The 25,758-nt window shown below is 63.1% G+C and carries 21 protein-coding genes; 12 read left to right on the top strand and 9 right to left on the bottom strand.

Annotated features, from left to right (window positions below; translation table 11 throughout):
• Positions 1 to 70 precede the first annotated feature (70 nt).
• A complete protein-coding gene (gene nrdD / locus G5134_RS02650) occupies positions 71 to 2,188 on the bottom strand; it encodes an anaerobic ribonucleoside-triphosphate reductase (protein ID WP_065018186.1) in 2,118 nt (705 codons plus the stop codon).
• A 442-nt stretch (positions 2,189 to 2,630) separates the two neighbouring features.
• Between nrdD and G5134_RS02645 the strand changes: the two genes are divergently transcribed.
• Positions 2,631 to 3,608, top strand: coding sequence for an ABC transporter substrate-binding protein (locus G5134_RS02645; protein ID WP_082970135.1), 978 nt, complete (start codon positions 2,631 to 2,633; stop codon positions 3,606 to 3,608).
• Between the two features lie 69 nt (positions 3,609 to 3,677).
• Here the strand turns inward: G5134_RS02645 and ligA are convergent, their stop codons facing one another.
• The 3 genes from ligA to G5134_RS02630 form a co-directional block, all read right to left on the bottom strand.
• Positions 3,678 to 5,684, bottom strand: a complete 2,007-nt coding sequence (ligA, locus tag G5134_RS02640) for an NAD-dependent DNA ligase LigA (protein WP_065018184.1) — start codon at positions 5,682 to 5,684, stop codon at positions 3,678 to 3,680.
• Positions 5,685 to 5,783: 99 nt separating this feature from the next.
• On the bottom strand, positions 5,784 to 6,908 hold the full coding sequence (zipA, locus tag G5134_RS02635) for a cell division protein ZipA (protein WP_065018183.1): 1,125 nt from the start codon (positions 6,906 to 6,908) through the stop codon (positions 5,784 to 5,786).
• Between the two features lie 15 nt (positions 6,909 to 6,923).
• Positions 6,924 to 10,298 carry an AAA family ATPase gene (locus G5134_RS02630; protein ID WP_065018182.1) on the bottom strand — a complete coding sequence of 1,125 codons (3,375 nt, stop codon included), beginning with the start codon at positions 10,296 to 10,298 and terminating at the stop codon, positions 6,924 to 6,926.
• Between the two features lie 109 nt (positions 10,299 to 10,407).
• On the opposite strand from G5134_RS02630, the gene cysZ reads away from it, so the two are divergent.
• Together cysZ and G5134_RS02620 are read left to right on the top strand one after the other, a co-directional pair.
• Positions 10,408 to 11,172 (top strand): sulfate transporter CysZ, encoded by a 765-nt coding sequence (gene cysZ / locus G5134_RS02625; protein ID WP_065018181.1) that lies wholly within the window; start codon positions 10,408 to 10,410, stop codon positions 11,170 to 11,172.
• A 134-nt stretch (positions 11,173 to 11,306) separates the two neighbouring features.
• A complete protein-coding gene (locus G5134_RS02620; protein ID WP_005303366.1) occupies positions 11,307 to 11,921 on the top strand; it encodes a trimeric intracellular cation channel family protein in 615 nt (204 codons plus the stop codon).
• Positions 11,922 to 12,014: 93 nt separating this feature from the next.
• Here the strand turns inward: G5134_RS02620 and G5134_RS02615 are convergent, their stop codons facing one another.
• From G5134_RS02615 to G5134_RS02600, 4 genes are all read right to left on the bottom strand, one after another.
• Positions 12,015 to 12,266, bottom strand: coding sequence for a hypothetical protein (locus G5134_RS02615; RefSeq protein ID WP_060388785.1), 252 nt, complete (start codon positions 12,264 to 12,266; stop codon positions 12,015 to 12,017).
• Positions 12,267 to 12,358: 92 nt separating this feature from the next.
• Positions 12,359 to 12,904, bottom strand: coding sequence for a DUF882 domain-containing protein (locus tag G5134_RS02610; protein WP_005303369.1), 546 nt, complete (start codon positions 12,902 to 12,904; stop codon positions 12,359 to 12,361).
• 150 nt (positions 12,905 to 13,054) lie between these two features.
• Positions 13,055 to 14,539 (bottom strand): L,D-transpeptidase family protein, encoded by a 1,485-nt coding sequence (locus tag G5134_RS02605; protein WP_065018180.1) that lies wholly within the window; start codon positions 14,537 to 14,539, stop codon positions 13,055 to 13,057.
• An 81-nt stretch (positions 14,540 to 14,620) separates the two neighbouring features.
• On the bottom strand, positions 14,621 to 15,391 hold the full coding sequence (locus G5134_RS02600; RefSeq protein WP_065018179.1) for a substrate-binding periplasmic protein: 771 nt from the start codon (positions 15,389 to 15,391) through the stop codon (positions 14,621 to 14,623).
• A gap of 315 nt (positions 15,392 to 15,706) precedes the next feature.
• Between G5134_RS02600 and G5134_RS02595 the strand changes: the two genes are divergently transcribed.
• The 5 genes from G5134_RS02595 (at position 15,707) to G5134_RS02575 (ending at position 21,218) form a co-directional block, all read left to right on the top strand.
• Positions 15,707 to 16,252 carry a hypothetical protein gene (locus tag G5134_RS02595; protein ID WP_065018178.1) on the top strand — a complete coding sequence of 182 codons (546 nt, stop codon included), beginning with the start codon at positions 15,707 to 15,709 and terminating at the stop codon, positions 16,250 to 16,252.
• A 56-nt stretch (positions 16,253 to 16,308) separates the two neighbouring features.
• Positions 16,309 to 17,370 (top strand): glycosyltransferase family 2 protein, encoded by a 1,062-nt coding sequence (locus tag G5134_RS02590; RefSeq protein WP_065018177.1) that lies wholly within the window; start codon positions 16,309 to 16,311, stop codon positions 17,368 to 17,370.
• Positions 17,367 to 17,738, top strand: coding sequence for a GtrA family protein (locus tag G5134_RS02585; protein ID WP_005303379.1), 372 nt, complete (start codon positions 17,367 to 17,369; stop codon positions 17,736 to 17,738). Before G5134_RS02590 ends, G5134_RS02585 begins: the two co-directional genes overlap by 4 nt.
• Positions 17,738 to 18,901, top strand: a complete 1,164-nt coding sequence (locus G5134_RS02580) for a hypothetical protein (protein ID WP_065018176.1) — start codon at positions 17,738 to 17,740, stop codon at positions 18,899 to 18,901. The genes G5134_RS02585 and G5134_RS02580 overlap by 1 nt, the downstream gene beginning before the upstream one ends.
• 208 nt (positions 18,902 to 19,109) lie before the next feature.
• Positions 19,110 to 21,218: an alpha-amylase gene (locus G5134_RS02575; protein WP_065018175.1), complete on the top strand. Its 2,109-nt coding sequence runs from the start codon at positions 19,110 to 19,112 to the stop codon at positions 21,216 to 21,218.
• A 106-nt stretch (positions 21,219 to 21,324) separates the two neighbouring features.
• Here G5134_RS02575 and G5134_RS02570 read toward each other — a convergent pair whose 3' ends face one another.
• Positions 21,325 to 21,951, bottom strand: a complete 627-nt coding sequence (locus tag G5134_RS02570; protein ID WP_065018174.1) for a glutathione S-transferase — start codon at positions 21,949 to 21,951, stop codon at positions 21,325 to 21,327.
• 158 nt (positions 21,952 to 22,109) lie between these two features.
• Here G5134_RS02570 and G5134_RS02565 point away from each other — a divergent pair, with 158 nt between their 5' ends.
• The 4 genes from G5134_RS02565 (at position 22,110) to G5134_RS02550 (ending at position 25,745) form a co-directional block, all read left to right on the top strand.
• Positions 22,110 to 22,754 carry a response regulator transcription factor gene (locus tag G5134_RS02565; protein ID WP_005303387.1) on the top strand — a complete coding sequence of 215 codons (645 nt, stop codon included), beginning with the start codon at positions 22,110 to 22,112 and terminating at the stop codon, positions 22,752 to 22,754.
• Between the two features lie 201 nt (positions 22,755 to 22,955).
• Entirely contained in the window at positions 22,956 to 23,537 is a 582-nt protein-coding gene (locus G5134_RS02560) for a TetR/AcrR family transcriptional regulator (RefSeq protein WP_005303388.1), read from the top strand.
• A 71-nt stretch (positions 23,538 to 23,608) separates the two neighbouring features.
• Complete coding sequence (locus G5134_RS02555; protein WP_024941011.1) at positions 23,609 to 24,478, top strand: alpha/beta hydrolase; 870 nt, start codon at positions 23,609 to 23,611, stop codon at positions 24,476 to 24,478.
• A gap of 121 nt (positions 24,479 to 24,599) precedes the next feature.
• A complete protein-coding gene (locus tag G5134_RS02550; protein ID WP_010634760.1) occupies positions 24,600 to 25,745 on the top strand; it encodes a patatin-like phospholipase family protein in 1,146 nt (381 codons plus the stop codon).
• The last annotated feature ends 13 nt before the right edge of the window (positions 25,746 to 25,758 follow it).

Here is a 25,758-nt window from a genome sequence, read left to right as displayed (position 1 = left end):
TGTGCAAACGGTCGCCAACCCATGAAAATGGCCCCTTGCAACAGGGGCCAGCGCTTCATCGTTACCGCACTTACATATGTTTGACGCGGCGCTTGACCTCTTCCTGCTTGCCCGCGTTGAAGGGGCGCGCATCCGGGCTGCCGAGGTAGCCGCAGACACGACGGGTCACCGACACCTTGGCCGGATCGTGGTTGCCGCAGCGCGGGCAGGTGAAGCCCTTGGAGGTGCACTCGAACTCGCCGGTGAAGCCGCACTCGTAGCATTCGTCGATGGGGGTGTTGGTGCCGTAGTAGGGCACCTTGTCATAGCTGTAGTCCCAGACGTTCTCCAGCGCCTCCAGGTTGTGCTGGATGTTGGGGTACTCGCCGTAGCAGATGAAACCGCCGCTGGCGATGGGCGGATAGGGCGCCTCGAAGTCCAGCTTGTCGTACGGATTGACCTGCTTTTCCACATCGAGGTGGAAGCTGTTGGTGTAGTAGCCCTTGTCGGTCACCCCCGCCACCACGCCAAACTCCTTGGCGTCGATGCGGCAGAAGCGGGAGCAGAGGTTCTCGCTCGGGGTGGAGTAGAGGCTGAAGCCGTAGCCGGTCTCCTCCTTCCACTCGTCGGTGGCCGCCTTGAGGCGCTCGACGATGGCGATGGCCTTCTGCTGCAGTTCGGCACTGTCAAACAGGTGAACCTGCTCGCCAAACAGGGCGTTGATGGTTTCGTGCACCCCGATATAGCCAAGGGAGATGGAGGCGCGGCCGTGCTTGAAGATCTCGCTGACATTGTCGTCCGCCTTGAGGCGCACCCCGCAGGCCCCTTCCATGTAGAGGATGGGCGCGACCCGGGCCTTGACCCCGTCCAGACGCTTGATGCGGTACATCAGCGCTGTCTTGGCCACCCGCAGGGCGGCATCCAGCTTGTCCCAAAAATCCGCTTCATCGCGGGATTTGAGGGCGATGCGCGGCAGGTTGAGGCTCACCACCCCCAGGTTGTTGCGCCCTTCATGAACCAGCTCGCCCTGCTCCTCGTAGGCACCGAGGAAGGAGCGGCAGCCCATGGGGGTCTTGAAGGAGCCGGTCACCTTCACCACCTGGTCGTAGTTGAGGATGTCCGGGTACATCCGTTTGGAGGCGCACTCCAGCGCCAGCTGCTTGATGTCGTAGTTGGGATCGCCCGGCCGATGGTTGAGGCCATCCTTGATGGCGAACACCAGTTTAGGGAACACGGCGGTCTTCTTGTTCTTGCCAAGGCCGGCGATACGGTTGCTCAAGATGGCGCGCTGGATCAGGCGTGACTGCCAGCTGTCGCCGAGGCCAAAACCGAAGGTGACGAACGGGGTCTGACCGTTGGCGGTGTGCAGGGTGTTCACCTCATATTCCAGCGACTGGAAGGCGTCGTAGCACTCCTTCTCGGTGCGGGCCATGGCGTAGGCATCCACATCGCCGATGCCCCACTCCACCGCCACTTCCCGGTGCTTCTCCCAGCTGATGGTCACGTAGGGAGCCAGCACTTCGTCGATGCGGTTGATGGTGGTGCCGCCATAGATGTGGCTCGCCACCTGGGCGATGATCTGGGCGGTAACCGCGGTGGCGGTGCTGATGGACTTGGGAGTGTCGATCTCCGCGTTACCCATCTTGAAGCCGTGGGTCAGCATCCCCTTCAGGTCGATCAACATGCAGTTGAACATGGGGAAGAAGGGGGAGTAGTCGAGATCGTGGAAGTGCAGATCGCCGCTCTCGTGAGCCTGCACCACATCGCGGGGCAGCATGTGGCTGGTGGCGTAATGCTTGGCGACGATGCCCGCCAGCAGGTCGCGCTGGGTCGGGATCACCTTGGAATCCTTGTTGGCGTTCTCGTTGAGCAGGGCTGCGTTGGTCTGCTCTACCAGGCCGCGGATCTCCTGGGCCAGCCGGCCGCGGGCCTCGCGAGCCTGATCCCGGTCGTGACGGTATTCGATGTAGGCACGGGCGATGGCCTTGTCGTCGGAGGCCATCAGGTGGTTTTCGACCCGGTTCTGGATCTCGTGGATGTCCACTTCTCCCCGCCCTTCCAGCTCCTGGCTGACGGCGGCGGCAATGCGCTCTGCCAGCGCCGGACTGGCCTGATTGACCGCCTCCGCCGCTCGGCCCACCGCCTCGGCAATCAGCTGGGCATTGAATGGTGCGCGACATCCATCACGTTTGATCACAACCGGTTTCATGGAGTTTCCCCGTTAAAAAGGCCAGGCTCTCGCCCTCGGCTTACCCTTGTTTGGCCCCCTTCTCCACGCCTCGTCCTGGGCGCAAATAAATTCAGCCGAGGCTTGACAAGCCTGGGCTGACGATGAGAAGGGAACAGCTTTTACACAGCTTAATAACACAACATATAGGGATTAAAAACGAATGCAGCCCTATATGTGGTGTCTATTAGGCACCAAAGCGGGGTCGTATTTCTTGATCCAGAACAGGTTTTGAGGCGAGTGGCGCAGTTCCCGACCAGCCATAAAAGGTACCACACGAGACCACCTTCAAGCCTGGTGCGGGCTAGCGCCCGATGCCGGCCAGCGAGAAAAAGATTTCCCCTCCGACAGTAATTGACCGGCACCGGCTGGCCCAGGAGTGAACATAATGAATGACAACACCTCTGTGCCGATGGGAAGCCATATGACCAAGCCTTTGTTGCTGCTACTGTTGCTGTGCCCCCTGTCGCTGCGGCTGTGGGCGGCCGAGATCCTGGTGATCAGCAGCTACCATCCCGAGTACCTGTGGGATCAGAGCTACAACGCCAGCCTGGTGGCCAACCTCAAGGGCGAGCACCACATCAGCCACTTCTACATGGATACCAAGCGCCGCCCCGCCGAAGAGTTCGACCAGATCGCTGAACGGGCGCTCGCCTACTACCACCAGGTGAAACCGGATCTGGTGGTGCTTGGCGATGACAACGCCATCAACTACCTGGCCACCAGCATCGCCTCCCTCGGCACCCCGGTCGCGTTTCTCGGCATGAACGAGAACCCGCGCCACAAGGGGCTGGTCGGCCACCCCAAGATCACCGGCGTGCTGGAGCGCCCCCTGCTCAAGCGCAACATCAGCGAGATGAGCCAGCTGATGGGGGGGATCAAGAAGGCACTGGTGCTGTTTGATTCGAGCAACGTGGCCCTGACCGCCATCGAGGATGAGTTCAAGACCCAGACCGAGTTGCGGGTCGGCCAGACCCGGGTCAACAGCCAGCTGCTCGGCGACTACGACCTGTGGCAGGAGGCCGTGCTCAACGCCAGGCAAAACGGCTATCAGGCGATCTTTATCGGCCTCTACCACACCCTCATCGATGAGCAGGGCCGCCACGTGGATGAACGCCAGGTGCTGGAGTGGACCAGTGCCCACAGTCCGGTGCCGCTGTTCTGCTTCTGGGAGTTTACGGTGGGCAAGGGCAAGGCCATCGGCGGCCTGGTGCTGGATGGGCACGATCAGGGGGCCAAGGCGGCCGAGCTGGTCAATGCCATTCTGGAGGGAGCCCAGCCCAAGACCCTGGCGCCGCGGGCTGCCCTGCGCGGCGAGTATGTGTTCAGCAAGAGCGAGCTGGCCCGCTGGCAGCTCACCCTGCCCGACAAGTGGCGCTACAAGATCCTCTGGCGTGATTGAGCACCTAAACCTCTAGAAAAAAGAACCCGGCATGGCCGGGTTCTTCGTTTATCTGGTTGAGCCAGCGACTCAGCCCTGCAGCGCCTGCTGCAACTCCTCTTCGGTCCAGACGGTGATGCCGAGCTCCTGGGCCTTGGCCAGCTTGGAGCCTGCCGCCTCCCCCGCCACCAGCACGTCGGTCTTGGCCGACACCGAGCCCGCCACCTTGGCGCCGAGCGCCTGCAGCGCCGCCTTGGCGTCGTTGCGCGACAAGGTGGTGAGGGTGCCGGTCAGCACGAAGGTCTTGCCGGCAAAGGGCTGCTGTGCAGCCTCCTTCTTCTCGATGGCCGGCCAGTGGATACCGGCGGCCAGCAGCGCCTCCAGCACCTCGATGTTGTGGGGCTGGCGCAGGAAGTAGTAGACATGCTTGGCCACCACGTCCCCCACGTCGGCCACTTCCAGCAGCTGCTCCACCGAGGCGGCACGCAGGGCGTCCAGGGTGAGGAAGTGATTGGCGAGGTTCAGCGCGGTCGCCTCCCCCACTTCGCGGATCCCCAGCGCAAACAGGAAGCGCGGCAGCGTGGTGCTGCGGGCCGCGTCGATGGCCGCCACCAGATTGAGGGCGGACTTTTGCCCCATCCGCTCGAGCCCGGCCAGCTGGATGGCATTGAGGCCAAACAGATCGGCCGGGGTCTTCACCAGCCCCTTGTCCACCAGCTGCTCGACTATCTTGTCGCCGAGGCCGTCCACGTCCATGGCTCGGCGGGCGGCGAAGTGCTTGATCGCCTCCTTGCGCTGCGCCTCGCAGAACAGACCGCCGGAGCAGCGGGTCACTGCCTCTCCTTCCAGCCGCTCTACCGCCGAGCCGCACACCGGGCACTCGGTCGGGAAGAGGATTTCACGGGCATCGCTTGGGCGCTGCGCCTCCACCACCGCCACGATCTGCGGGATCACATCCCCGGCCCGGCGCACGATCACGGTGTCGCCGATCATGACGCCGAGGCGCTCGATCTCGTCGGCATTGTGCAAGGTGGCGTTGGAGACGGTGACACCGCCGACGAACACGGGTTTGAGCTTGGCCACCGGGGTCACGGCGCCGGTGCGACCGACCTGGAACTCGACGTTTTCGAGCAGGGTCATCTCCTCCTGGGCCGGGAACTTGTGGGCGGTGGCCCAGCGCGGCGCACGGGCCACGAAGCCGAGCTCCTCTTGCAGGGGAATGGCATCCACCTTGTAGACCACGCCGTCGATCTCGTAGGGCAGTGCACCGCGACGGGTCAGGATGTCGTCATGGAACGCCTGACAACCGGCAGCCCCCTCTTTGAGTTTCACCTCCGGGCTGAGCGGCAGCCCCCAGGCATTGAGCCGGGTGAGGCGGCCGTAGTGGGAATCCCCCAGCAGCTCGCCACCGACCCCCACCCCATAGGCGTAGAAGCTGAGCGGACGGCTGGCGGTGATGCGTGAATCGAGCTGGCGCAGGCTGCCGGCGGCGGCGTTGCGCGGATTGACGAACACCTTCTCGCCGGCGGCCAGCGCCCTGGCGTTCATCGCCTCGAACCCCGCCTTGGGCATGAACACCTCGCCGCGCACTTCCAGCCGAGCCGGCCACCCCTCGCCACGCAGGGTCAGGGGAATGGCCTTGATGGTGCGCACGTTCTCGGTGATCTCCTCACCCGTGGTGCCATCGCCCCGGGTGGCGGCCTGCACCAGCTGGCCGTCCACATAGAGCAGGCTCACCGCCAGGCCATCCAGCTTGGGCTCGCAGCAGAAGGTGAAATTGACCTCCCGCTTGAGGCGATCGCTCATGCGCTGTTCAAACGCCTGCAGCTCTTCGCTGCTGAACACGTTGTCCAGGCTCAGCATGGGGATCTCGTGGCGCACCTGCTTGAAGGCGGTGAGCGGCTGACCGCCCACCCGCACGCTCGGCGAGGCCGGGGTTTTCAGCTCGGGATGGTCGGCCTCCAGCGCGATCAGCTCGCGCATCAGGCGGTCGTATTCGGCATCCGGCACTGTGGGGTTGTCCAGCACATAGTACTGATGCCCATATTCGGTAAGCAGCTCACACAGTTGACGGTGGCGGGAGAGGATATCGCTCATGAAAAAGTCTCGAAGTGTGATGAAAAAACCGGCCAGCGGAGCAATAAAAATGCGGCACCTGGGTACCGCACTTTTGATTCATTCGACCCGCCTGGCGTATTAGTCGCGACTGGCCTCGTAGGCGGCCAGCTCGTGCCGGTAACGGGCGATGGTCTCGTCACTCAGCGGGCTGCGATCCACGTCAGTCAGCATGGCATCGAGATCGCTGGCCAGCTGGTCGGCAGACTGCAGCATGTGCTCGAAGGCAAAGGCTGCGTTGCTGCGCAGCGGCAGTTGCATGAAGAGCGACACACCCGGAGTGGTGAACTGCTCCATCCGGTACGGGTTGAAGGTACCCGGCTTGACCATGTTGATCATGGAGAAGAGCACTTCGCCCTTGCCGTTGAGATCCTCGTGGCGATGGAAGATGTCCATCTCGCCAAACTTGAAGCCCAGCGCCAGCAGGGAAGAGATCAGGGTCGCCCCCTGCAGGTCGTGGCCGGGGCGCGCCATCAGGTTGATGACATAGACATCCTGCCAGATCTTCTCGACCGGCTGACGTTCAATCTGCGGCTCCTGCACCGGCTCTTCATAGGCGGGCTCCTCGTAGGCAGGCTCGGGGGCTGCGTAACGGGGCTGCGCCTTGTATTCGGGCGCAGCGGCCTGGACCTGTTCACGGGCACCGAAGGTGGGTGCGGTGGCGTAGGCTGGCTCCACCAGCAGTTCTTCGTCCAGCGGCTGCAGCAGCGGCTCACGCTGGGGACGGGAACGGTGGACCGGGGTACGACGGATCACCTGGGCAGGCTTGCGCACCGGCGCGGCAGGCACTTCCTCCACAGGCTCGGCGGCCGGCTCCTCATACTCCTCCTCTTCATAGACGGGAGGCGGGGGCACGGGGCGAGCGGCAGGCTTGCGTACCACGGGCGGCGGCAGATCGGCGTCATCATCTTCTTCATCGTCGAAGGCGGACGCGGGGGCGCGACGGCTGACGTCCGGCTGGCGGGGTTCATCATGGTGGAGCTTGGGCTCGGCACGACGGCCACCGCTGACCACTCGCACCTGACCGATGCCATCGCTGTCGAAGGCGTCGTTGTCACGATCCCGTGATTTGGATTCCATCCGACCCAGAGGTTTCTCTTTGATCGGTGCCTGACGATTCTTTCTGTTGCTCCACAACCCGTGAATGAGCAATGCCGCGATGGCAATACCGCCCAGGGCAACCAAGATGTAACGCAATTCCTGCATTAGCTGCTTCTCTTTCTAGTTTTGCTCAGCCAAAGCGACGGCTTCACCGATATCGACCGACACTATGCGCGAAACCCCGGGCTCTTGCATCGTGACGCCAACCAGCTGCTCAGCCATCTCCATGGAGACCTTATTATGACTGATGTAAACGAACTGTACTGTGCTCGACATCTCTTTGACAAGAGAACAGAAGCGACCGACGTTCACTTCATCGAGCGGTGCATCCACCTCATCCAGCAGACAGAAAGGTGCCGGATTGAGTCTGAAGATGGCAAAAACCAGCGCAAGAGCGGTTAACGCCTTCTCCCCCCCGGAAAGCAGGGCAATGGTAGCATTCTTCTTACCCGGAGGTCTCGCCATGATGCTCACTCCAGCCTCCAAAAGATCATCGGAGGTGAGCTCAAGCCAGGCACTGCCCCCACCGAACACTTTTGGAAACAGGGATTTTAAATCTTCGTTGACCTTATCGAAAGTGTCACGGAAGCGTATTTGTGTCTCTTTATCAATTCTTTTAATGGCTTGGCTCAAGGTTTCCAGCGCCTGTTCCAGATCCTGGCACTGGTTTTCCAGGTAGCTTGCGCGGGTTTTCGCCTCTTCATACTCCTCCAGCGCCGCCAGGTTGATGGCGCCAAGCGCCTCCACTTGCGCCTCCAGGGTCTGGATCTCCTGGCGCAGCTTGCCGCGATCAGCCGCTATCAGCACCGCCTGATCGAGATCCACCAGCCGTACCCCCAGCTCTTCGAACTGCTCGTGCAACCCCTGCCGGCGGGTGAGGTTGCGTTCGCGCTCGAGCCGCAGGGTCGCCAGCTTCTCCTGTATCTGCACCAGTTGCTTGTGATCGGCGCTTCTGGCCTGCTCCAGCTCGGTCAACTGGCGCTCCAATTCTGCAAGCCGCTGATGACAGGCAAGTTGCTGTTCCTCGAGGCTGCGCTGCTCGGCCAGCAGGGGCGACAGATCCTGACTCGAAGTGGCCCCCGGCTCCTTGAGTTCGGCCAGCTCCAGCCCGAGGCGGGCCAGCTCCTGCTCGCGCAGGGTGATGAGCTGGCGCTGGTTCTGCTGCTCCAGTTGCAGCCGCTGGCAGGCGGCTTGCTGCTGCTCACGACGCAGGCGGGCCTCTTCCACAGCGCGATCCGCCGTGCTCGCCTGCTCCTGGGCGAGCAGCAGCGCCTCGGCCAGCGCCTCCCCCTGCTCCTGCAGCTCGCCAAGGGCCGCTTCATCCTGCTCAAGCCGCTCCCCAGCCGACACCAGCCGCTGCGCCTCCTCAGCCTGCTCCTTATCCAGCCAGATCAACTCCTCTCCCAGCTGGCCGAGGCGCTGCAACCGCGCCTGGCGCTGCCCTTCGCGCAGGCTCCAGGCCTCACGCAGTTGCTGCCACTGCTGCTCCTGCTCGCGCAGGGTTCGCTGGGCCAGTTCATGGGCGCTGTGCAGCTGGGCCCGCGCCTCATCGGCGGCGGCAAGCTGCTCATCGAGTCGGCGCAGCGCCTCCCGGCCCGCGACCAACTCGCTGTGCAACCGCTCACGTTCGCCGAGCAGCGCCAGGGTGCCGAGGGCCATGCCCTCCCCCAGATCCGCCCAGTTGGGGCCGAACCAGTCGCCGGCTGGAGTGAGCAGCGACTCACCGGCAGAGAGGCTGTGCAGGCGGGCCTGCGCCTCCTCCCGGCTCTCTGCCAGCCAGATGGCGTTGAGGAAGGCGGGTATGTGCTCACCGCCCAGTTGCGCCGCCAGGGTGCCGGCGACCGCCGGCCGGGCCGGACCAATCCAGAGCCCGGATTGCGCCAGATTGCACTCGTCCGCCGGGGTGGCGGTTAACCAGCGACCGAGCACCTTGTCCAGCCCCCGGGCCCACTCGGGGGGGACCTGCAGCCGATCCGCCAGGGTGGCGCCCGCCATCTGCTCCCCCAGGATCTGATCCAGGGTAGCGAGGCGCGCCTCCAGTTCGCGCAGCAAGCCCTGCTGGCGCCCCTGCGCTGCCTTGAGCTCTTCGTGACGGGCCACGCCGGCCTGCCAGGCCGCTTCGGCTTCCTCATGGCGGGCGCGGGAGAGCGAGAGCGTCGCCGCCAGCGCATCGAGCGCCGGTTGCAGGTTCTCCCCCTCCCCGCCGAGGGGGCCGGCCTGTTCATCTTCCAGCTTGAGACGGGCCAGCCGGGTCTTGGCCTGCAGCTCCTGCAGGCCGTTCACCTCGGCGCGGGTCTGGTTGAGCCGCCCCTGCAACTGGCCAAGCTGCTGCTGCCACTGCTGCTGGCGCTGGCGCGCCTGCTCGAGCCGCTCGCCCGCCGCCGCACGCACACTCTGCTGGTCGGTAAGCAACTGCTCACACTGCTCGAGGCGCGCTGACGCTACCTCCCCCTGCAGAGTGCTTTCGCCCAGTTGTTCCAGCTGGTCGGCCAGCTGGGTCTTGAGCCCCTCGATGCGTTCGCCAAGGGCCTGCCGCCTCGCCTGCCAGTCACGACCGAGTTCGGTTTGGTGCAGTTGCTGCTGCTCGAGGCGGGCGATGGCCTGGCCGCCGAGAAAAATCTGTTGCTGACGGCTTGCCTGTTCGGCCTGCGCCTCCTGGCGGGCGACCGACAGGGTGACGTGGCGCCCCTCATCGGTGGTGCGCTTGGCATCGAGGGCCGCCAGCGCCTGCTCGGTCTGGGCAAGTTCGGTCTTGGCCTCGCCCAGACGCGTCTCCAACGCCCACAGTTCAGAACCGATCAGCTCGGCGCGGGCAGCGCGACTGCGGCTCTTGAGCTGCTTGTAGCGCTCGGCGGTCTCAGCCTGGGCCTTAAGATGGTCGAGGCGCGACCCCAGTTCGCCGCGGATGTCGCCGAGGCGCTCCAGGTTTTCCTGGGTATGACGGATACGCTGCTCGGTCTCGCGGCGCCGCTCCTTGTAGCGGGAGACCCCGGCGGCCTCTTCCATGAACAGCTTGAGATCGGCGGGGCGAGACTCCACCAGCCGGCTGACGGTGCCCTGTTCGATGATGGCGTAGCTGCGCGGCCCAAGGCCGGTGCCAAGGAAGAGGTCGGTCACGTCCTTGCGGCGGCACTTCTGGCCATTGATCTGGTAGTGGTTGGAACCGTCACGCAGCACTTCGCGGCGCACCGAGATCTCGGTAAAGCGGCCGAACTCACCGGGTACCCGGTTGTGGGGGTTGTCGAACACCAGCTCCACCGAGGCGCGGCCGTGGGCGCTGCGGTTGATGGAGCCGTTGAAGATGACGTCGGTCATGTTCTCGCCACGCAGATGGCGGGCGGAGCTCTCCCCCAGCACCCAGCGCACGGCGTCGATGACGTTGGATTTGCCGCAGCCATTGGGCCCCACCACGGCAGTCATGTCGGCGTTGAGTTCGATGCGGGTCGGCTCGACAAACGACTTGAAGCCGGCGAGTTTGATCAATTTCAGACGCATGGCGGCCTATGTCGGTAACGAAATAAAGAGGAGGCGGGCAGGCGACTTTACCAAATCAAAAGCTTGTTTGTAATATGCTGGCAGTTTCCCATGAACAGATGGAGCTCCGATGAGCCACTCCCCCCGTATGGTAAAAGACTCGATCAGCGGTGCAGACTACTTTCTGCGCGGCTTCTCCCTCATTCGCCAGCCCGGCATCCGCACCTTCGTGCTGATCCCCCTGCTGGTCAACTTCGTGCTGTTTGCCGGGGCCTTCTACGCCCTGCTGCTGCAGCTGGATGGCCTGTTCGCCTGGCTGCACCAACAGATCCCGAGCTGGCTCGACTGGCTGGACTACCTACTCTGGCCCATCGCCCTCATTACCATACTGGTGGTCTTCTCCTTCCTGTTCAGCTCGGTGGCCAACTGGATAGCCGCCCCCTTCAACGGCCTGCTGGCGGAGAAGGTGGAGCAGACGCTCACCGGCGAGGCGGCCAACGACACCGGCATGCTGGACATCGTCAAGGATGTGCCACGCACCTTCGGTCGCGAGTGGATCAAGCTCAAATACTACCTGCCCAAGGCCATCGGCTGCCTGATCCTGTTCCTCATTCCGGTGGTGGGCCAGACCCTGGCGCCTGTGCTCTGGTTCCTGTTCAGCGCCTGGATGATGGCAATCCAGTATGTCGACTATCCGTTCGACAATCACAAGATCGACTTCATCACCATGCGCGACGCCCTCAAGCAGCGCCGCGGCAAGTGCCTGAGCTTCGGCGCCCTGGTCACCCTCTTCTCCGCCATCCCGGTGGTGAACCTGTTCGTGATGCCGGTCGCCATCTGCGGCGCCACCGCCATGTGGGTCGATCACTACCGCAGCGAACAGCTCAAGCGCTGACCCGGACAAGCATGATGAAAAATGGGGGCGAAAGCCCCCTTTTCATTACTTAATCTAATGCATATATGAGTTTGCTTGTCCCGCCAGCGCTAGATTGTTAGGATGCGGGCCTTTCTCGCACCCTGGGATATCTCATGTTACATGCACTCTTCTTGCTGGGCCTGGTGGCCGAAGGGATGACAGGCGCGCTGGCCGCGGGCCGGCGACGGATGGACTTGTTCGGCGTGGTGATCATCGCCTCGGCGACGGCCATCGGTGGTGGCACCATCCGCGACGTGCTGCTGGGCCATTACCCCCTGCTTTGGGTCGAACACCCGGAGTATGTGCTACTGGTCGCCGGCGCGGCCATGGCCGGCGTCATCTCGGCACCGCTGATGCGCTATCTCGGCAAGCTGTTCATGGCACTCGATGCCCTGGGGCTGGTGGTCTTCTCCATCTTCGGTGCGGCCAGGGCGCTGGAGATGGGTCACGGCGCCGGCATCGCCTGCATCATGGCGGTGGTGACGGGGGCCTTCGGCGGCGTGCTCAGGGATCTGCTCTGCCAGCGCATTCCGCTGGTGTTTCGCCGCGAGCTCTATGCCGCCATCTCGCTGGTGACCGCCGCCCTCTACTGCCTGGCGCTGGATCAGGGCCTGCCCAACGACTGGGCCGCCTTCGGTGCCATCGGCATCGGCTTCGTGCTGCGCCTGCTGGCGGTGCGCTTCAAGTGGGGGCTGCCCACCTTTCACTATCAGTACGCCGCGCACTGAGCGCGCCAGCTTCTGGCGAGCCGGTACGGATCACAGCCAACAAAAAAGCGCCGGTCAGGCGCTTTTTTGTTGGGCAGGGGGGCTGCAACTGCCTCAGTTGATCCCTTCCGAGCTGAAGAATGTCGCCTTATCGGCGATGAAACGGATCTTGATGTTCTTGCCCTCGTCGCCCCAGATGCAGCTGGTGGTGCCCAGCGCATCGTCACAACGCTCGGCCTTGCCGAGGATGCTGCTCGCCTCGGCGTAGCTGATCCCCATCTTGAGCCTGTCGTAGTTTTCGCGGTTGAGCTTGCCACAGCCGGTCAGCAGCAGGGCAATCAGCCCGCCAAGCAAAATATGTTTCATCTGGTTCTCCTCTGCATGGTGTCCAGAGCCTACCAGCTCGGCCACCCCGCTGACCAGTCACCCGCCGGGCCGATGCGGCCAGCAAACCGCCGTTACCAGCTGCGCACGGGCCCGGTGTCGAGATGCACGAAGTTGTCGCTCGGGTAGTAACCGACGCCGCCCACCTTGAGATGGAGCGCCGCCTTGCGCAGGTGCGCCAGCTGTACCCCGGGGATCCGCACGTCCACCGCCTGCCCCAGGGTGTGGTAGCTGTGCTTGGCTACCCCGCGGCTGCGACTGCGCTTCTGGCGATTGGTCACAGGGGAGCGATAGCCCGAGATGAGCTGGATTTCGCCGTGGCGACCCAGCTTGTGCTGCAGCAGGTAGAGCTGGTCGAACAGCTTCCTGTCGATGTTGAACACTTCGTTGCGACGGTAGTCGCGAAAGATGTGGTTGAGCTCGGCCAGCCCGTCTTTCAGATAGCGGCCATCTTCCCAGTAGCTGGTGCGCACCCGCTCGCCGGTATTGAGATTGAAGAAGCTGAGTTCACGTCCCGCCGTACTGCGACTCGCCATGGCGGGGAAGGACAACAGCGAGCCCCCCAGCAGGCAACCAGCACCCAGCAGCAGGCGACGTCGGCTTATCTCTTGATCAAGCATCCCTTGTCCGTCCATCGCAATGTTGAGGTGAAACCGTTGAATGAATTTGATACAGGCGCTTGAAACTACCCGCCGAGCCGGCCGCTGTCAAACCGCAAGGGGCCATGAAAAAGCCCGGCGCAGGCCGGGCTTTTCACTCTGTGGCGAGGATCACAGCAGGCGACTCTGGTAGCTGACTCGATCAAATCCATAGATGTCGTTGCGCAGTTGCTGACGACCCTCCTCGTCGATCCAGCTGCTCCAGTAGACGGTGAACACCGGGATCGGAGTGGTCAGCGGCAGCCACTTGGTCTGGCTCTCCTTCAGAATGCTGGCCACCTTGTCGGGCTGGTAGCGGGAGTCCGCCAGCAGCAGTTCGGCCAGATCGTCGGCGTGTTCCACCCGGATGCAACCCGAACTGAAGGCGCGCGCGCCCTGCTCGAACAGCGCCTTGCGCGGGGTGGAGTGCAGGTAGATCGCCTCGTTGTTGGGAAGATAGAACTTGTAGCGACCCAGCGCATTGTGATCGCCCGGCTTTTGCCGCAGACGATAGGGGAAACCGGACGCCAGTGCCTGCTGCCAGCCCTCTTCGGTGAACTGCACCGGATTGCCTTCGCCGTCGATCACCTCGAACTGCTCGCGATTGAGGTAGGCGGGGTCACGCCCCAGCTTGGGCAGAATGTCCTTGCTCAGGATGGAGCGCGGTACGTGCCAGGCCGGGTTGAGCACGATGGAGCGGATCTCGCTGGCGAGGATCGGGGTAGCCCGCTGCTCCTTGCCCACGATCACCCGGCTGGTGAATACCTCGTTGCCGGACTCCACCACGCTCAGCCGATAGTCGGGGATGTTGACCAGCACGTAGCGGGCACCGGAGAGCTGATCCACCAGGTCACGTCGCCACAGGTTGCGCAGCAGCAGGCTGGCACGCACCTCGGGCCCGGTGTTGAGCCAGCTGCGGGTCTGCCGGCCTATGATGCCGTCGGCGGTCAGGCCGTGGCGGCGCTGGAACTGCTTGACCGCCTGCAGGGTGTCGGCGTCGTAGGTGGCGTCGTCATGGCGAGGGGCCGTGTCGCCCAGCTCGTTGAGGATGGAGCGGATCTGGCCCAGCTCCGGGGAAACCTCGCCGGCCCGCAGGGTCGGCATGGTCAGGGTCGGCCACTTCTTGGCCATGGGCAGCGCCAGCAGCTTGCGCACTTCCTCGCGCACCGCCTCGTATTCCGCGACCTGGGGTCTGAGCTGCTTGACCTGTTCCAGCAGGTTGTCGCCGGCCGGCTCGTGAGCCAGCGGCTTGTTCAGATTGAGTTTGAGGGTCTGCATCTGCTCGCGGGAGACCAGATCCATGGCGCGCCATGCCTGCTGGAACCGGGCCAGCTTGCCGAACGCCTCGTCATAGAGGGCGCCACGCTGATCCGCCGGCTTGGCCTGCAGCTTCTTCCAGAGCGTATAGAAATCCGGGTGCAGCTGGGCCAGCACGGCCTCCTGCAGTTGCTGCTCCAGCTCTTGCCTGGCCTGCTCCGCCGTCCGGTTCTGATACCAGTCATGCTGCTCCGCCGCATTGCTCACCACCACCTGGCCTTCGCTGGCCTGTGCCATGGCCGCTGGCCAGCAGCCCAGCCAGATCAGGTTTGCCAATGCCAGCCAATACTTCTTCCCCATGCTTACCTCAAGATAGGTTCACTTCAATCCGTCAGACCCGGCGGTCAAGGCGCTCATCATGCGTGAATGCCCGCGACTTTGCTAGCCGGCGGGCGCATAGCGCCGCCAGATAATGTCATACTCATTTGTTGCTTTAAACTTGGCCAGCTCGCGATTGAACTCCCGCACGAATTCGGGGGACAGCCGTTTCTTGCTGAACATGAAAAAGGTCGGTGCTTCATATACGGCCATGGCATGGGGGACGATCAGATCGCTCAGCCCCTCCTTCTTCAAGCCCCAGGGGGTGGCCAGCACATCGCCGAGGAAACCGTCGATGCGTCCCAACACCAGCTTGCCGTAGTTCTGCTCGTCGTTGACGACGCTCACCTGGGCGGCATAACGGCGTAGCAGCTCGCTGATCTCGGCGCCGTAGTAGTAGTCCTTGGTGACCCCCAGGGTATGCCCGTCGGCCAACCAGCTCGCCAGATCGGTATCGGAATAGGAGTCTGACTTGCGGATCCAGAGCACGCTGCGGCCCGGATTGTAGGCATCGGAAAACCAGGCATAACGGGCACGATCCTCGTTGAAGTAGGCCTCCATGGCAATGTCGACAGACCCCAGCGCCAGACCGTGCAACACCCGTTTCCAGGGCATCTCCACGTAGCTGGCCTTGCAATCCAGCCGTTTGAGCATGGCGTTGAGCGCCTCGATGGCAAAGCCCTGCAGCTCTTTCTTGCCGGCCGCGGCCTCGAGGTAATAGTGATAGGGCGGCCAGTTGTCATAACCGATCCGCAAGGGAGCAGGGCACAGCGCATTTGCCGATACCAGCGGTGTCAGCAACCAGAGCATCCAGCAGCAGAGTTTCAGCTTCATGGGTCATCCTTGACGGCGTATCAGCTCATCATAAATCGGCCTCGGCAAAATGGCGACAGATCCTGCCACAGGGATGCAGACCATGATCGGGGCACCGAAAAAGCGGCATCGCCCGAGCAGAAAAGGGGCCCGGCCAGCCCGCCACAACAGGGCCTGGGGGCTAGCTAAAAAGAGGGAGAAGCGACATTTGGAACACCAATCAGAAAGGGGTTAATATGTGACCAAATATATTTTTGTGATCCACTATGCTTTTTTTGCAATTGGATTAGCATATGCGCGAAATCAGCCTACAAACCGTGAGGCGCAGAGAGTGATATGACGTACAAAAAGTTTGGTTTTCTGACCGCCATCATGGCGCTGAGTAGTTTCTATCTCTACACCCTCTATCTGGCCGCCCACCCCAACGTGAGCCTGGCCTACAAGCTCTATTACCTGGAAGGCAAGACCCGCTTCTGGGAGCACAACTCCAGCATGACCTATCAGCCCGGCAACGAGCTCAATCTGACCAAGCCGAGCCGCTTCCTCTCCAGCGAAGGCTGGGCCAAGAAACCGAGCGCGGATGGCACCGAACTGAGCGGCCAGGGTGGCCTCTATTTCGTGCTGCCAAAGCAGCAGGCGCAGCCGGAACAGCTGACCATCCAGGCCCGGGTCAACAGCCCGCAGGCCGGTGCTCTGCTCAAGGTGGCGCTGGGTCACGATTTCACCACCACCGTCAAGCTGGCCAAGGCCGGCATCAACGAGATCCGTCTCAGCCTGCCGGGCGAGTCGCTGACCTCGGATCCCAAGCGTCCCAACTTTCTGGCGCTCTCCGCCCCGACACCGCTCAATGTCCAGTCGGTGCGCTTGACCGTCGCCCAGTAAGACGTATTCTCCAATACGCTGTTTTATAAAATAATTTTCCAAATAAGGAAGTTTTCATGTCGCATGCCGATTTTCGACTCTCTCTGATCGTTCCCGTTTACAACGAGGAAGAGAGCATAGATGCCTTCATCAACGCGATAGATAACGAACTGGCGCCGCTCAAGGATCAGCTGGAAATAGTATTCGTCAACGACGGCAGCCGCGACCGCACCCGTGAGGTGGTCGAGCAGGCCATCGCCCGCGACCCGCGCGTCACCCTGGTCAACCTGGCCCGCAACTTCGGCAAGGAGGCAGCCATGACCGCCGGCCTGCATCACGCCAAGGGTGATGCCGTGGTGCCGATGGACGTGGATCTGCAGGATCCGCCCGCGCTCATTCTCGAATTCGTCAAGTTGTGGCAGACCGGCGACTACGACACCGTCTACGGCATCCGGGTGGATCGCAGCGCCGACACCCCGATGAAACGCCTCACCGCTGGTGGCTTCTACCGCTTCTTCAACGCCCTCTCCACCAGCACCAAGCTGCCGGAGAACGCCGGCGACTTCCGCCTGATCGACCGCAAGGTGGTCGAGGCGATCAAGCAGCTGCCGGAGCGCAACCGCTTCATGAAGGGGCTGTTCGCCTGGGCAGGTTTCCGCGCCGTCGGTGTGCCCTACGAGCGCCCCGCCCGCCATGCCGGCGAGACCAAGTTCAACTACTGGAAGCTGTGGAACTTCGCCCTCGACGGTCTGATGAGCTTCTCCAGCTGGCCGCTGCGGGTATGGAGCTACGTCGGCGTCGGCGTCTCCTTCGTCGCCTTCCTCTACATCCTCAAGATCGTCACCCAGGTGGTCTTCTTCGGCATCGACGTGCCGGGTTACGCCTCCCTTATGTCGGTGGTGCTGTTCCTCGGCGGCATCCAGCTGCTGTCGCTCGGCATCATCGGCGAGTACATCGGCCGCATGTTCGTGGAAGTGAAGCAGCGCCCCGTCTACCTCATCGAAGGGGTCTACGGCCAGTATGCCAAGCAGGATGAAGAGCCCAAGCAAGACGCCGCCAGCGGCAGCAAGAAGAGCGCCGGCAAGAAGGCTGCTGCCGCGAAAGCCGCTGATGACCAGCAGGAGCAGGCTTCTCAATGATCTCCCGCGAGGAATTCTGGCGGCTGGTACGTTTCGGGTTTGTCGGCGGGGGGGCCACCCTCGTCGATCTGGGCACCTCCATCGCCCTGTTTCACACCTGGCCCACCATCTCGGAGCACCTAGTGACGACGCTGGCCTTTGCCATCGCGTTCTGGTTCTCCTTCTTCGGTCACCGTTACATCACCTTCCAGAAGCAGGGTGCCGCCAGCAAGTTCCTGCTGGTCGCCCTTTTCTCGCTGGCGGTGCGTAACCTGATATTGAGCGGTCTGCTGTTTGCGGGTCTTTCCGGTCTGTTGCCGGTGGTGATCGCCACCCTGACGGTCACCGTGCTCACCTACCTCCTCTCCAGGATCTGGGTATTTGCCTGATGAATGACATGACTACCACCATTGCCCCCGACCAGGTGGCTCCCTATCGCCCGTCACTTCGCATCAGCGGTCGCGACTGGCTGATGATCATCGCCGCCTTCGTGCTGAGCCGGGTCGCCCTGTACGGCATGGGTTACTTCGGCGTCCAGCTCTACGGCGCCACCGACATAGGTCCGCTGCAGGCCTATTGCCAGTTCGACTGCGTCTGGTTCCAGCGCATCATTGAGAACGGCTACGACCTTTATCCGCGCTGGCTGAGCAAGGGCAATGCAGCCAACTGGGCCTTCATGCCGCTCTACCCGATGATCTCCGGCACCCTCTCCAACCTGCTCAACGTCGAGAGCCTGATCGGCCTGATGCTGGTGGCCAACCTGGCGTTCTTCATCAGCCTGCCGCTGATGCTGCTGGTGCTGCGCCAACTCAAGCTGGGTGATGACACCGCCCGCTTCGGTGTCTGGCTGCTGGCCTTCTCCCCCTTCTCCGCCTACTTCGTCTCCGGCTATACCGAGTCGATGTTCATGGCGCTGATGCTGAGCATGTTCCTGTTCGCCTATCGCCAGCAGTGGCTGATGGTGGCCCTGCTCGGCGTCTTCATCTCCGCCACCCGCAACCTGGGGGTGATGATGGTGTTCCCGGTGCTGATCCTGGCGCTGCAGGCCTACGGCTGGCGCGAGTTCTTCCGCTTCACCGAGCGCGCCTTCAAGGTGGTGTTCACCCTCTGGATGATCCCGCTCGGCCTGTTCGCCTACATGTTCTATCTCTATCACCTCACCGGTGACGCGCTGGCGTTCAAGCACATCCAGGTGGCCTGGGGCCGTTACATGGACAGCCCGCTGGACTGGTGGCTGAGCGGCTTCGAGCTGGGCGGACGCAAATCCTACCTCTCCATCATGGTGATGTTCGGCTGGGCGCTGAACCTCTATCTGTTCAGCCAGAAGCGCTGGGCCGAGGCGACCCTGATGTTCATCTGCTGCACCATTCCGCTGATGACAGGGCTCAATGCCATGCCGCGCTACATGTTCGGCCTCTATCCGACCATGCTGGCGATCGTGCTGTTGACTCATCGCTGGCCGGCCATTCGCCCGGCCGTGCTCTGCCTGAGCGGCATGGTGGCCTCCTTCATCGCGGTGGCCTTCGTCAACTTCAAGTTCTTCACCGTGTGACGAAGGTGACAATGCAACAAGCCGGTCTATCGACCGGCTTTTTTTATGGGCGCGACACCCCGCTCACACTTTTCCATTCTTGAAAACGTAACCATTTGAACTGATGTCACAAATCGACGGTTTGCCTGTCCAAGCCCGCCCTCATGCCTCCTAGAATGAGCCCCATTGACGGCAATCTGGTCCGCTTAACCCCAGCAAGGAATGGCTTATGCGTCGCACTCCCTCGGTTTCTTCCCTCTGGCTCGCCCTGCTGGCCAGCCCCCTCTTCCTCCATCAGGCCATGGCCGCCGAGGTGCGCCTCTACGTGGATGACCAGCCGGTCGGCGCGCCGCTGGCGCTGGACAAGGGGGCGGTGCAGATGACCCATCCGCTCACCAAGGGGAGCCACCAGATCCGTATCAGCGACGCAGGCAACAGCTGCGGCACCAGCTTCGGCCCGAGCGAGGCCAAACCGCTCCCCTTCGGCACAGCCCAGCCCATGGACAAGTGCAGCAAGGGGCAGCACTTCAACCTGCGGGTGATGCTGGCGGGGGATTATCAGTTCACCTTCAACCCGGATACCCCCAGCCTCAAAGTGCTGCGAGCCACCAAGAAGAGCGAGTTCAAACGCCAGCCGCCAGCGGAGCCCTGCATCAGCTGGGATGGTGGCCCGGTCACGGTATCCCTGAAAGGGGTCTGGCCCGACGGCACCCAGCTGCGGGACGCCTACTCCGGCCAGCAAGGGGTGGTCAAGGGCGGCAAGCTGACCCTGACGCCCAGTAAAGAGAGCGGTGGCCTGCTGCTGCTCGAGCCGGTCAAGGCGGCCACAGCGGTTCCCTTCAGCTGGGATCAGGCGAGCGTCTATTTCCTGCTGACCGACCGCTTCAACAACGGCGATCCCGCCAACGACCACAGCTTCGGGCGCCAAAAGGACGGTCAGGATGAAGTGGCCACCTGGCACGGCGGTGACTTCAAGGGGTTGACTGCCAAGCTCGACTACATCAAGCAGCTTGGCATCAACGCCATCTGGATCACTCCCATGGTGGAGCAGGTACACGGCTTCATCGGCGGCGGCGAGCAGGGCAACTTCCCCTTCTACGCCTATCACGGCTACTGGGCACTCGACTTCACCAAGATAGATCCCAACTACGGCGACGAGGAGAGCCTCAAGACCCTGGTGGACGAGGCGCACAAGCGCGGTATGCGCATCATCCTCGACGTGGTGATGAACCACGCCGGCTACGCCACCCTCGCCGACCTGCAAGATCTGGGGCTCACCGACCTCACCCAGAACACCGGTAAACTGCCGGCCCGCTGGAACCAGTGGCGCCCGAGCGGCGGCCTCAACTGGCATGGCTACAACCAATTCATCGACTACCAGTCGCCGAAGTGGGACCAGTGGTGGAGCGGTGACTGGGTGCGAGCCGGCCTGCCCGGCTACCCGCAGCCTGGCACCGACGACGTCACCGGCTCGGTGGCGGGGCTGCCGGACTTCCTCACCGAATCAACCAAGCCGGTGGGGCTGCCGCCGCTGCTGGCAGCCAAACAGGACACCAGGGCCAAGGTGCTGCCCAACGCCACCGTGAGCGACTATCTGATTGCCTGGCACACCGACTGGGTGCGCCGCTTCGGCATCGACGGCTTCAGAGCCGACACCGTCAAACACCTGGAGCCCGCCGTCTGGGCCCGCCTCAAGCAGGCTGGCACCGCCGCCCTCAAGGAGTGGAAAGCCGCCAACCCGACCAAGAAGCTCGACGAGCTGCCCTTCTACATGGTGGGCGAGGTGTGGGATCACGGGGTGGCCAAGGATTTCTGGTATCAAAACGGCTTCGATTCGCTGATCAACTTCGACTATCAGCGCGAGTTCGCCCTGCCCCAAGCCCAGTGCCTGGCCAGCGCCGAGCCCACCTATGCCGGCTACGCCAGCCGCATCAATCAGGATCCCGAGTTCAACGTGCTGAGCTACATCAGCTCCCACGACACCAAGCTGTTCTTCGGCGACTATCAGGACGTGCCGTTGCAACGCCGGGTCGCCAGCAGCTTCATGCTGCTGCCGGGCGGCATCCAGATCTACTACGGCGATGAGTCCGGCCGCGGGCTCGCCAAGGATGGTGGCGTGTTCGATCAGGCGCTGCGCTCGGACATGAACTGGCAGGAGCTGGCCGGCGGCGAGAAGGCCGAGCTGGTCAAGCACTGGCAGCGGCTCGGCCAGTTCCGCGCCGCCCACCCGGCGGTGGCGGCGGGCAGCCACCAGAAACTGGCCGACAGCCCCTATGCCTTCGTGCGGGAGAAGGGAGATGACAAGGTGGTGGTGGTGTTCGCCGGCCGCCAGCCGTAATCCAGCCCAAGGAATCAAACCCAAACAGAGAGGGGAGCCAGTGGCTCCCCTCTCTGTTTACACCAGTCGTTCAGACAAGCTGTTTACAACGGTTGTGTCCGCGGGTTCACTGCGGCTGACGGGCTGCCGCCGGCCACTGCAGACGCGCCTTGACCAGGGTCTGCTGCCACAGCGGCCAGGCCAGCAGCGCTTGCTGATAGGCGCCCGCCTGGCCGGGCAGCTGGATGCCATAGCTCGCCAGCCGGTAGGCCATCACCGCATAGAAGGCATCGAGGATCCCCGCCTCGCCAAAATAGAAGGGGCCCCGCGCCTGGGACCAGATGGTCTGCAGCCGGGCCAGCTCGCCGATGGCCTCCACCGGCGGTTCGCTGCGGGTCGGGGCGCCGAGGAAGAAGGGTAGCAGGGTACGGATCTGGCGAAAACCGGCGTGCAGCTCGGCGCAGAGGCTGCGGGCCAGCGCCCGCTCGGCTTGCGCTTCGGGGTAGAGCCAGCGATCGGGGCAGAGCTCGTGCAGGTACTCGGCGATGGCCAGCGAGTCGTGTACCCGCACGCCATCGTGATCGAGCCAGGGCACCAGGCCGGCGGGGGCCAGCCGTTTGAGCCGCTGCAGATCCTTGGCATCCTCCAGATCGAACACCTGCTCCTGCCACTCCAGCCCGCTCATGGCCAGCACCAGCGCAGCCCGCATCGCCCAGGTGGAGCCAGTGCCCACCGTCAATACCAGAGATCCCATCTATTGCCTCCTGCATGGGTTGTTCATGACCATCCCATCTGCCCCAATGGCACGACATCCGACGGTCGCTTCACATTTGCGCGCCGGCAGGTTTGACCCTCTCCGGGAGCGGTGCTAGTTTGATTTTCCAAAACAATCAGTTAGCAACAATGTGAGCAATGGACAGCCAATTTACCATCGTCATCGCAGATGACCACCCCCTGTTTCGGGGCGCCCTCTATCAAGCGGTGCACATGGCCATCGACGATGCCCAGCTGCTGGAAGCGGACTCCATCGACAGCCTGGCCCACCTGCTGGGGGAACACCCGGAAGTCGACCTGCTGCTGCTCGATCTCAAGATGCCGGGGGCCAACGGTTTCTCCGGTCTCGCCCACCTGCGCGGCCAGTATCCCGACCTGCCCATCGTGGTGGTGTCGGCTTCGGAAGAGCCTGCCATCATCCAGCAGGTGCTGCGGCTCGGCGCGCTCGGCTTCATCCCCAAGTCGGCGCCGATGAAGGAGCTGGTCAACGCCCTCAATACGGTGATCGGGGGTGACAACTGGGTGCCGGCCGGCATTTCGCTCCATCCCGAGCCTTGTGAGGGCGCCGATTTTGCCAGCAAGCTGGCCAGCCTCACCCCCCAGCAGTACAAGGTGCTGGTGATGCTGCGCGACGGCAGCCTCAACAAGCAGATCGCCTGGGAGCTCAACGTCTCCGAGGCCACCATCAAGGCCCACATCACCGCCATTTTCAGAAAGCTCGGCGTCAAGAACCGTACCCAGGCGGTTATCGCCCTGCAGCAGATGGATATCAAGGACGACTGAGCCTCTTGCCACCATCAAGATCCACCTCATTCCCATCTTTCAGAAAAACCGGCGTCAAGAACCGCACCCAGGCGGTTATCGCCCTACAGCAGATGGATATCAAGGAGAGCTGAACCCTCCCTGCAGGCCTGCATATCATCTGCCGCTCGACAAATAGCACGGTCGTACTTTATGCTGCCCCGGTCAATGAAGGAGAGTGCGATGAGCAAGGGCCGGCTGACCCGCGACAACATTTTGCAGACTGCGTTCGAGCAGGCGAGCCAGCAGGGGCTGGAGAGCCTCACCATAGGCTCCCTTGCCAGCGCCTGCGAGATGTCGAAAAGCGGCCTGTTCGCCCACTTCCAGTCCCGCGACAACCTGCAGATCGCCGTGCTGGAGTACGCCGCCGAGGTGTTCCGGGAGCGGGTGATCCAGCCGGTGCGCCAGCAGCAATACGGCAGCCAGCGAGAGAAGCTGACGGCCCTGCTGCAGGCCTGGCTGGCCTGGAACCAGTGTTTCGCCGGTCGCTGCATGTTCCTCGACGCCTGGACCTCGGCCCAGGAGGGTGAGGTACAGCAGGCCGCCCGCCAGCTGGTGCGCTTCTGGCTCGACTACCTGGCCCGCCAGGTGGTGCAGGGACAGAGCGAGGGCGAGTGGCGCAGCGACATGGATCCCTGGCGCGCCGTCTACCGCCTCTACGGCCTCTATCTGGCGGATCAGGTGTTCAATGCCCTCGATCTGTGTCAGGATCCGGCCCGCCACTTCTGGCCCGAAGTGGAGACACTGCTGGATGGCTGGCGCTGATGGATTGACCTCTCTTTTTTAAAACCGACAAAAAAGCACGACCGTTCGCACATAAAAACCACAGGATCACCATGAGCAGCAAGATCTACTTCAACACCCGCCGCTTCAGCCCGAGCAAATGGTTGCTTGGCCTTGGCACCCGCTTGCATCACACCCTGGCCCCCGCTCATGCCAAGCGTACCGCCAGCAAGCTGCTGCTCACCCCCCAGCGCAACCAGCGGGATGACAAGGTCCCAGCCGGACTGGTCAAACAGGCCTTGCACACCAGCGAAGGCACCCTGATGAGCTACCGGCTCGGCCAGGGGCCGGTCTGGCTGCTGATGCACGGCTGGTCAGGCAGCGCCAGCCAGTTCTACCCGCTGATGAGCCACATCGCCGCCCAGGGCTTCACGGCCATTGCCTACGATCACCCGGCCCACGGCCACAGCGCCGGCCATACCGGCCACCTGCCCCGCTTCGTGCGCGCCTTCGACGAACTGGTGGAGAAAATGACGGCGGAGTGCGGCCCGCTGCAGGGCGTCATCGCCCACAGCATGGGGGGCGCCGTCACCCTCTCCAGCCGCCGACGCGAGCTGGATGCCCTGCCGCTGCTGCTCATCTCGCCGGTGCTCGACTACGTGCCCCAGCTCTACGGCATGGTGGCGCGCTCCGGCTACTCCATCCGGCTGTTCGATGCGGTGGTCAAGGAGATTGAGCAGGAGTACCAGCACCCCTTGAGCACGGTCGATCCGCTGGGGCGGCTCGCCGGCCGCAGCGGGCCTGCCATCATAGTGCACGACGAGGAGGATCGCTTCGCTCCGCACGGCGACTCCCTGCGCGCCACCCAGGATGGTCGCACCCGGCTGGTGAGCACCCGCGGTCTGGGCCACGGCCGCATTCTCGCCAGTGCCCCGGCCTTCGCCGCCTTCGATCAGCTGAGTACCGCCCGCAGCAACCACTGAACAGCCTCAAAAAGGGCCTGCAAAAAATGGTTGGCAGGCCTGTTTTTATATTTGATACAGCGTCTTATAGTTAAATTGCTCGGTGGCAACACCCCCAGTGGCATGCATAAGGCGCAGTATCATGGCCAGACCCAACACAGCTCTTCTGTTGACCGGTGGTGGTGCCCGCGCCGCCTACCAGGTCGGCGCCCTCAAGGCGATCGCCGAGTTCTATCCCCGCAATCTCGGCATACCGTTTCCCATCCTGTGCGGCACCTCGGCCGGCGCCATCAATGTCACCGCGCTGGCCTGCTACGCCTCCTGCTTTCATCTGGGAGTGCGCAAGCTGGAGTGGGTCTGGCGCCGCTTCGAGACCCACCACATCTTCGACTTTCACCCGGGGCGCCTGTTGTGGCGACTGATGTATGAGGGCTCGGCGGGGCTCGTCAATCCCCACACCAACCACGCCTTTCACCTGTTCGACAACGCGCCGTTGCGCCGCCTGCTGGATCAGCTCATCGACTATCACCGCATCGACGACAACATCCTCTACGGCAGCCTGGAAGCGCTGGCCATCACCGCCTCCGACTACGACGATGGCCTCTCCACCACCTTCTTTCAGGGACGAGCGGAGCACCTGCCGTGGGAGCGGGCCAGACGGCGCGGGCTGCGCACCCTGCTCACCTCGGATCACCTGCTCGCCTCCTCGGCGCTGCCGTTCGTCTTCCCGGCCACCCACATCGGCGAGAAGTTCTACGGCGACGGCTCCATCCATCAGCTGAGCCCGCTCAGTCCCGCCATCCACCTGGGGGCGGAGCGGATCCTGCTGATCACCCTGGATCCGCCGGCGCATACGGCGCCTACCTTCCACCATGGCCACCTGACCAGCTCCAACATCGCCAGCCACCTGCTGGACACCGTCTTCACCGACACCCTCAACTCGGATCTGGAGCGGCTTTGGCGCATCAACCAGACCCTGGATCTCATCCCGGAGCGGGAGCGCAACCGGTTGAAACTCAAACGGGTGGAGACCTGCGTGCTCAAACCAAGCCAGGATCTCGACCTGCTGGCGCTGGCCTATCTGCGCAAGCTGCCGGTGCATCTGCGCCGCCTGCTGCGGGTGCTGGGGGTGACGGGGGACGAGACCAGCAGCCTGGCCAGTTTCCTGATGTTCTATCCCGGCTACTGCCAGCAGCTGATCAAGCTGGGCTACCTGGATACTCTGAACGAGCGCCAGCGGGTCGAACAGTTTCTGGGGATAGAGGAGGCGGTACGGGTCGAAGCCTGAGCCGGAGCATTCA

This window comes from Aeromonas sp. 600276 (assembly GCF_049175815.1).
Taxonomy (GTDB): Bacteria; Pseudomonadota; Gammaproteobacteria; order Enterobacterales; family Aeromonadaceae; genus Aeromonas; species Aeromonas dhakensis.
This window is presented reverse-complemented; position numbering and strand designations above follow the sequence as displayed.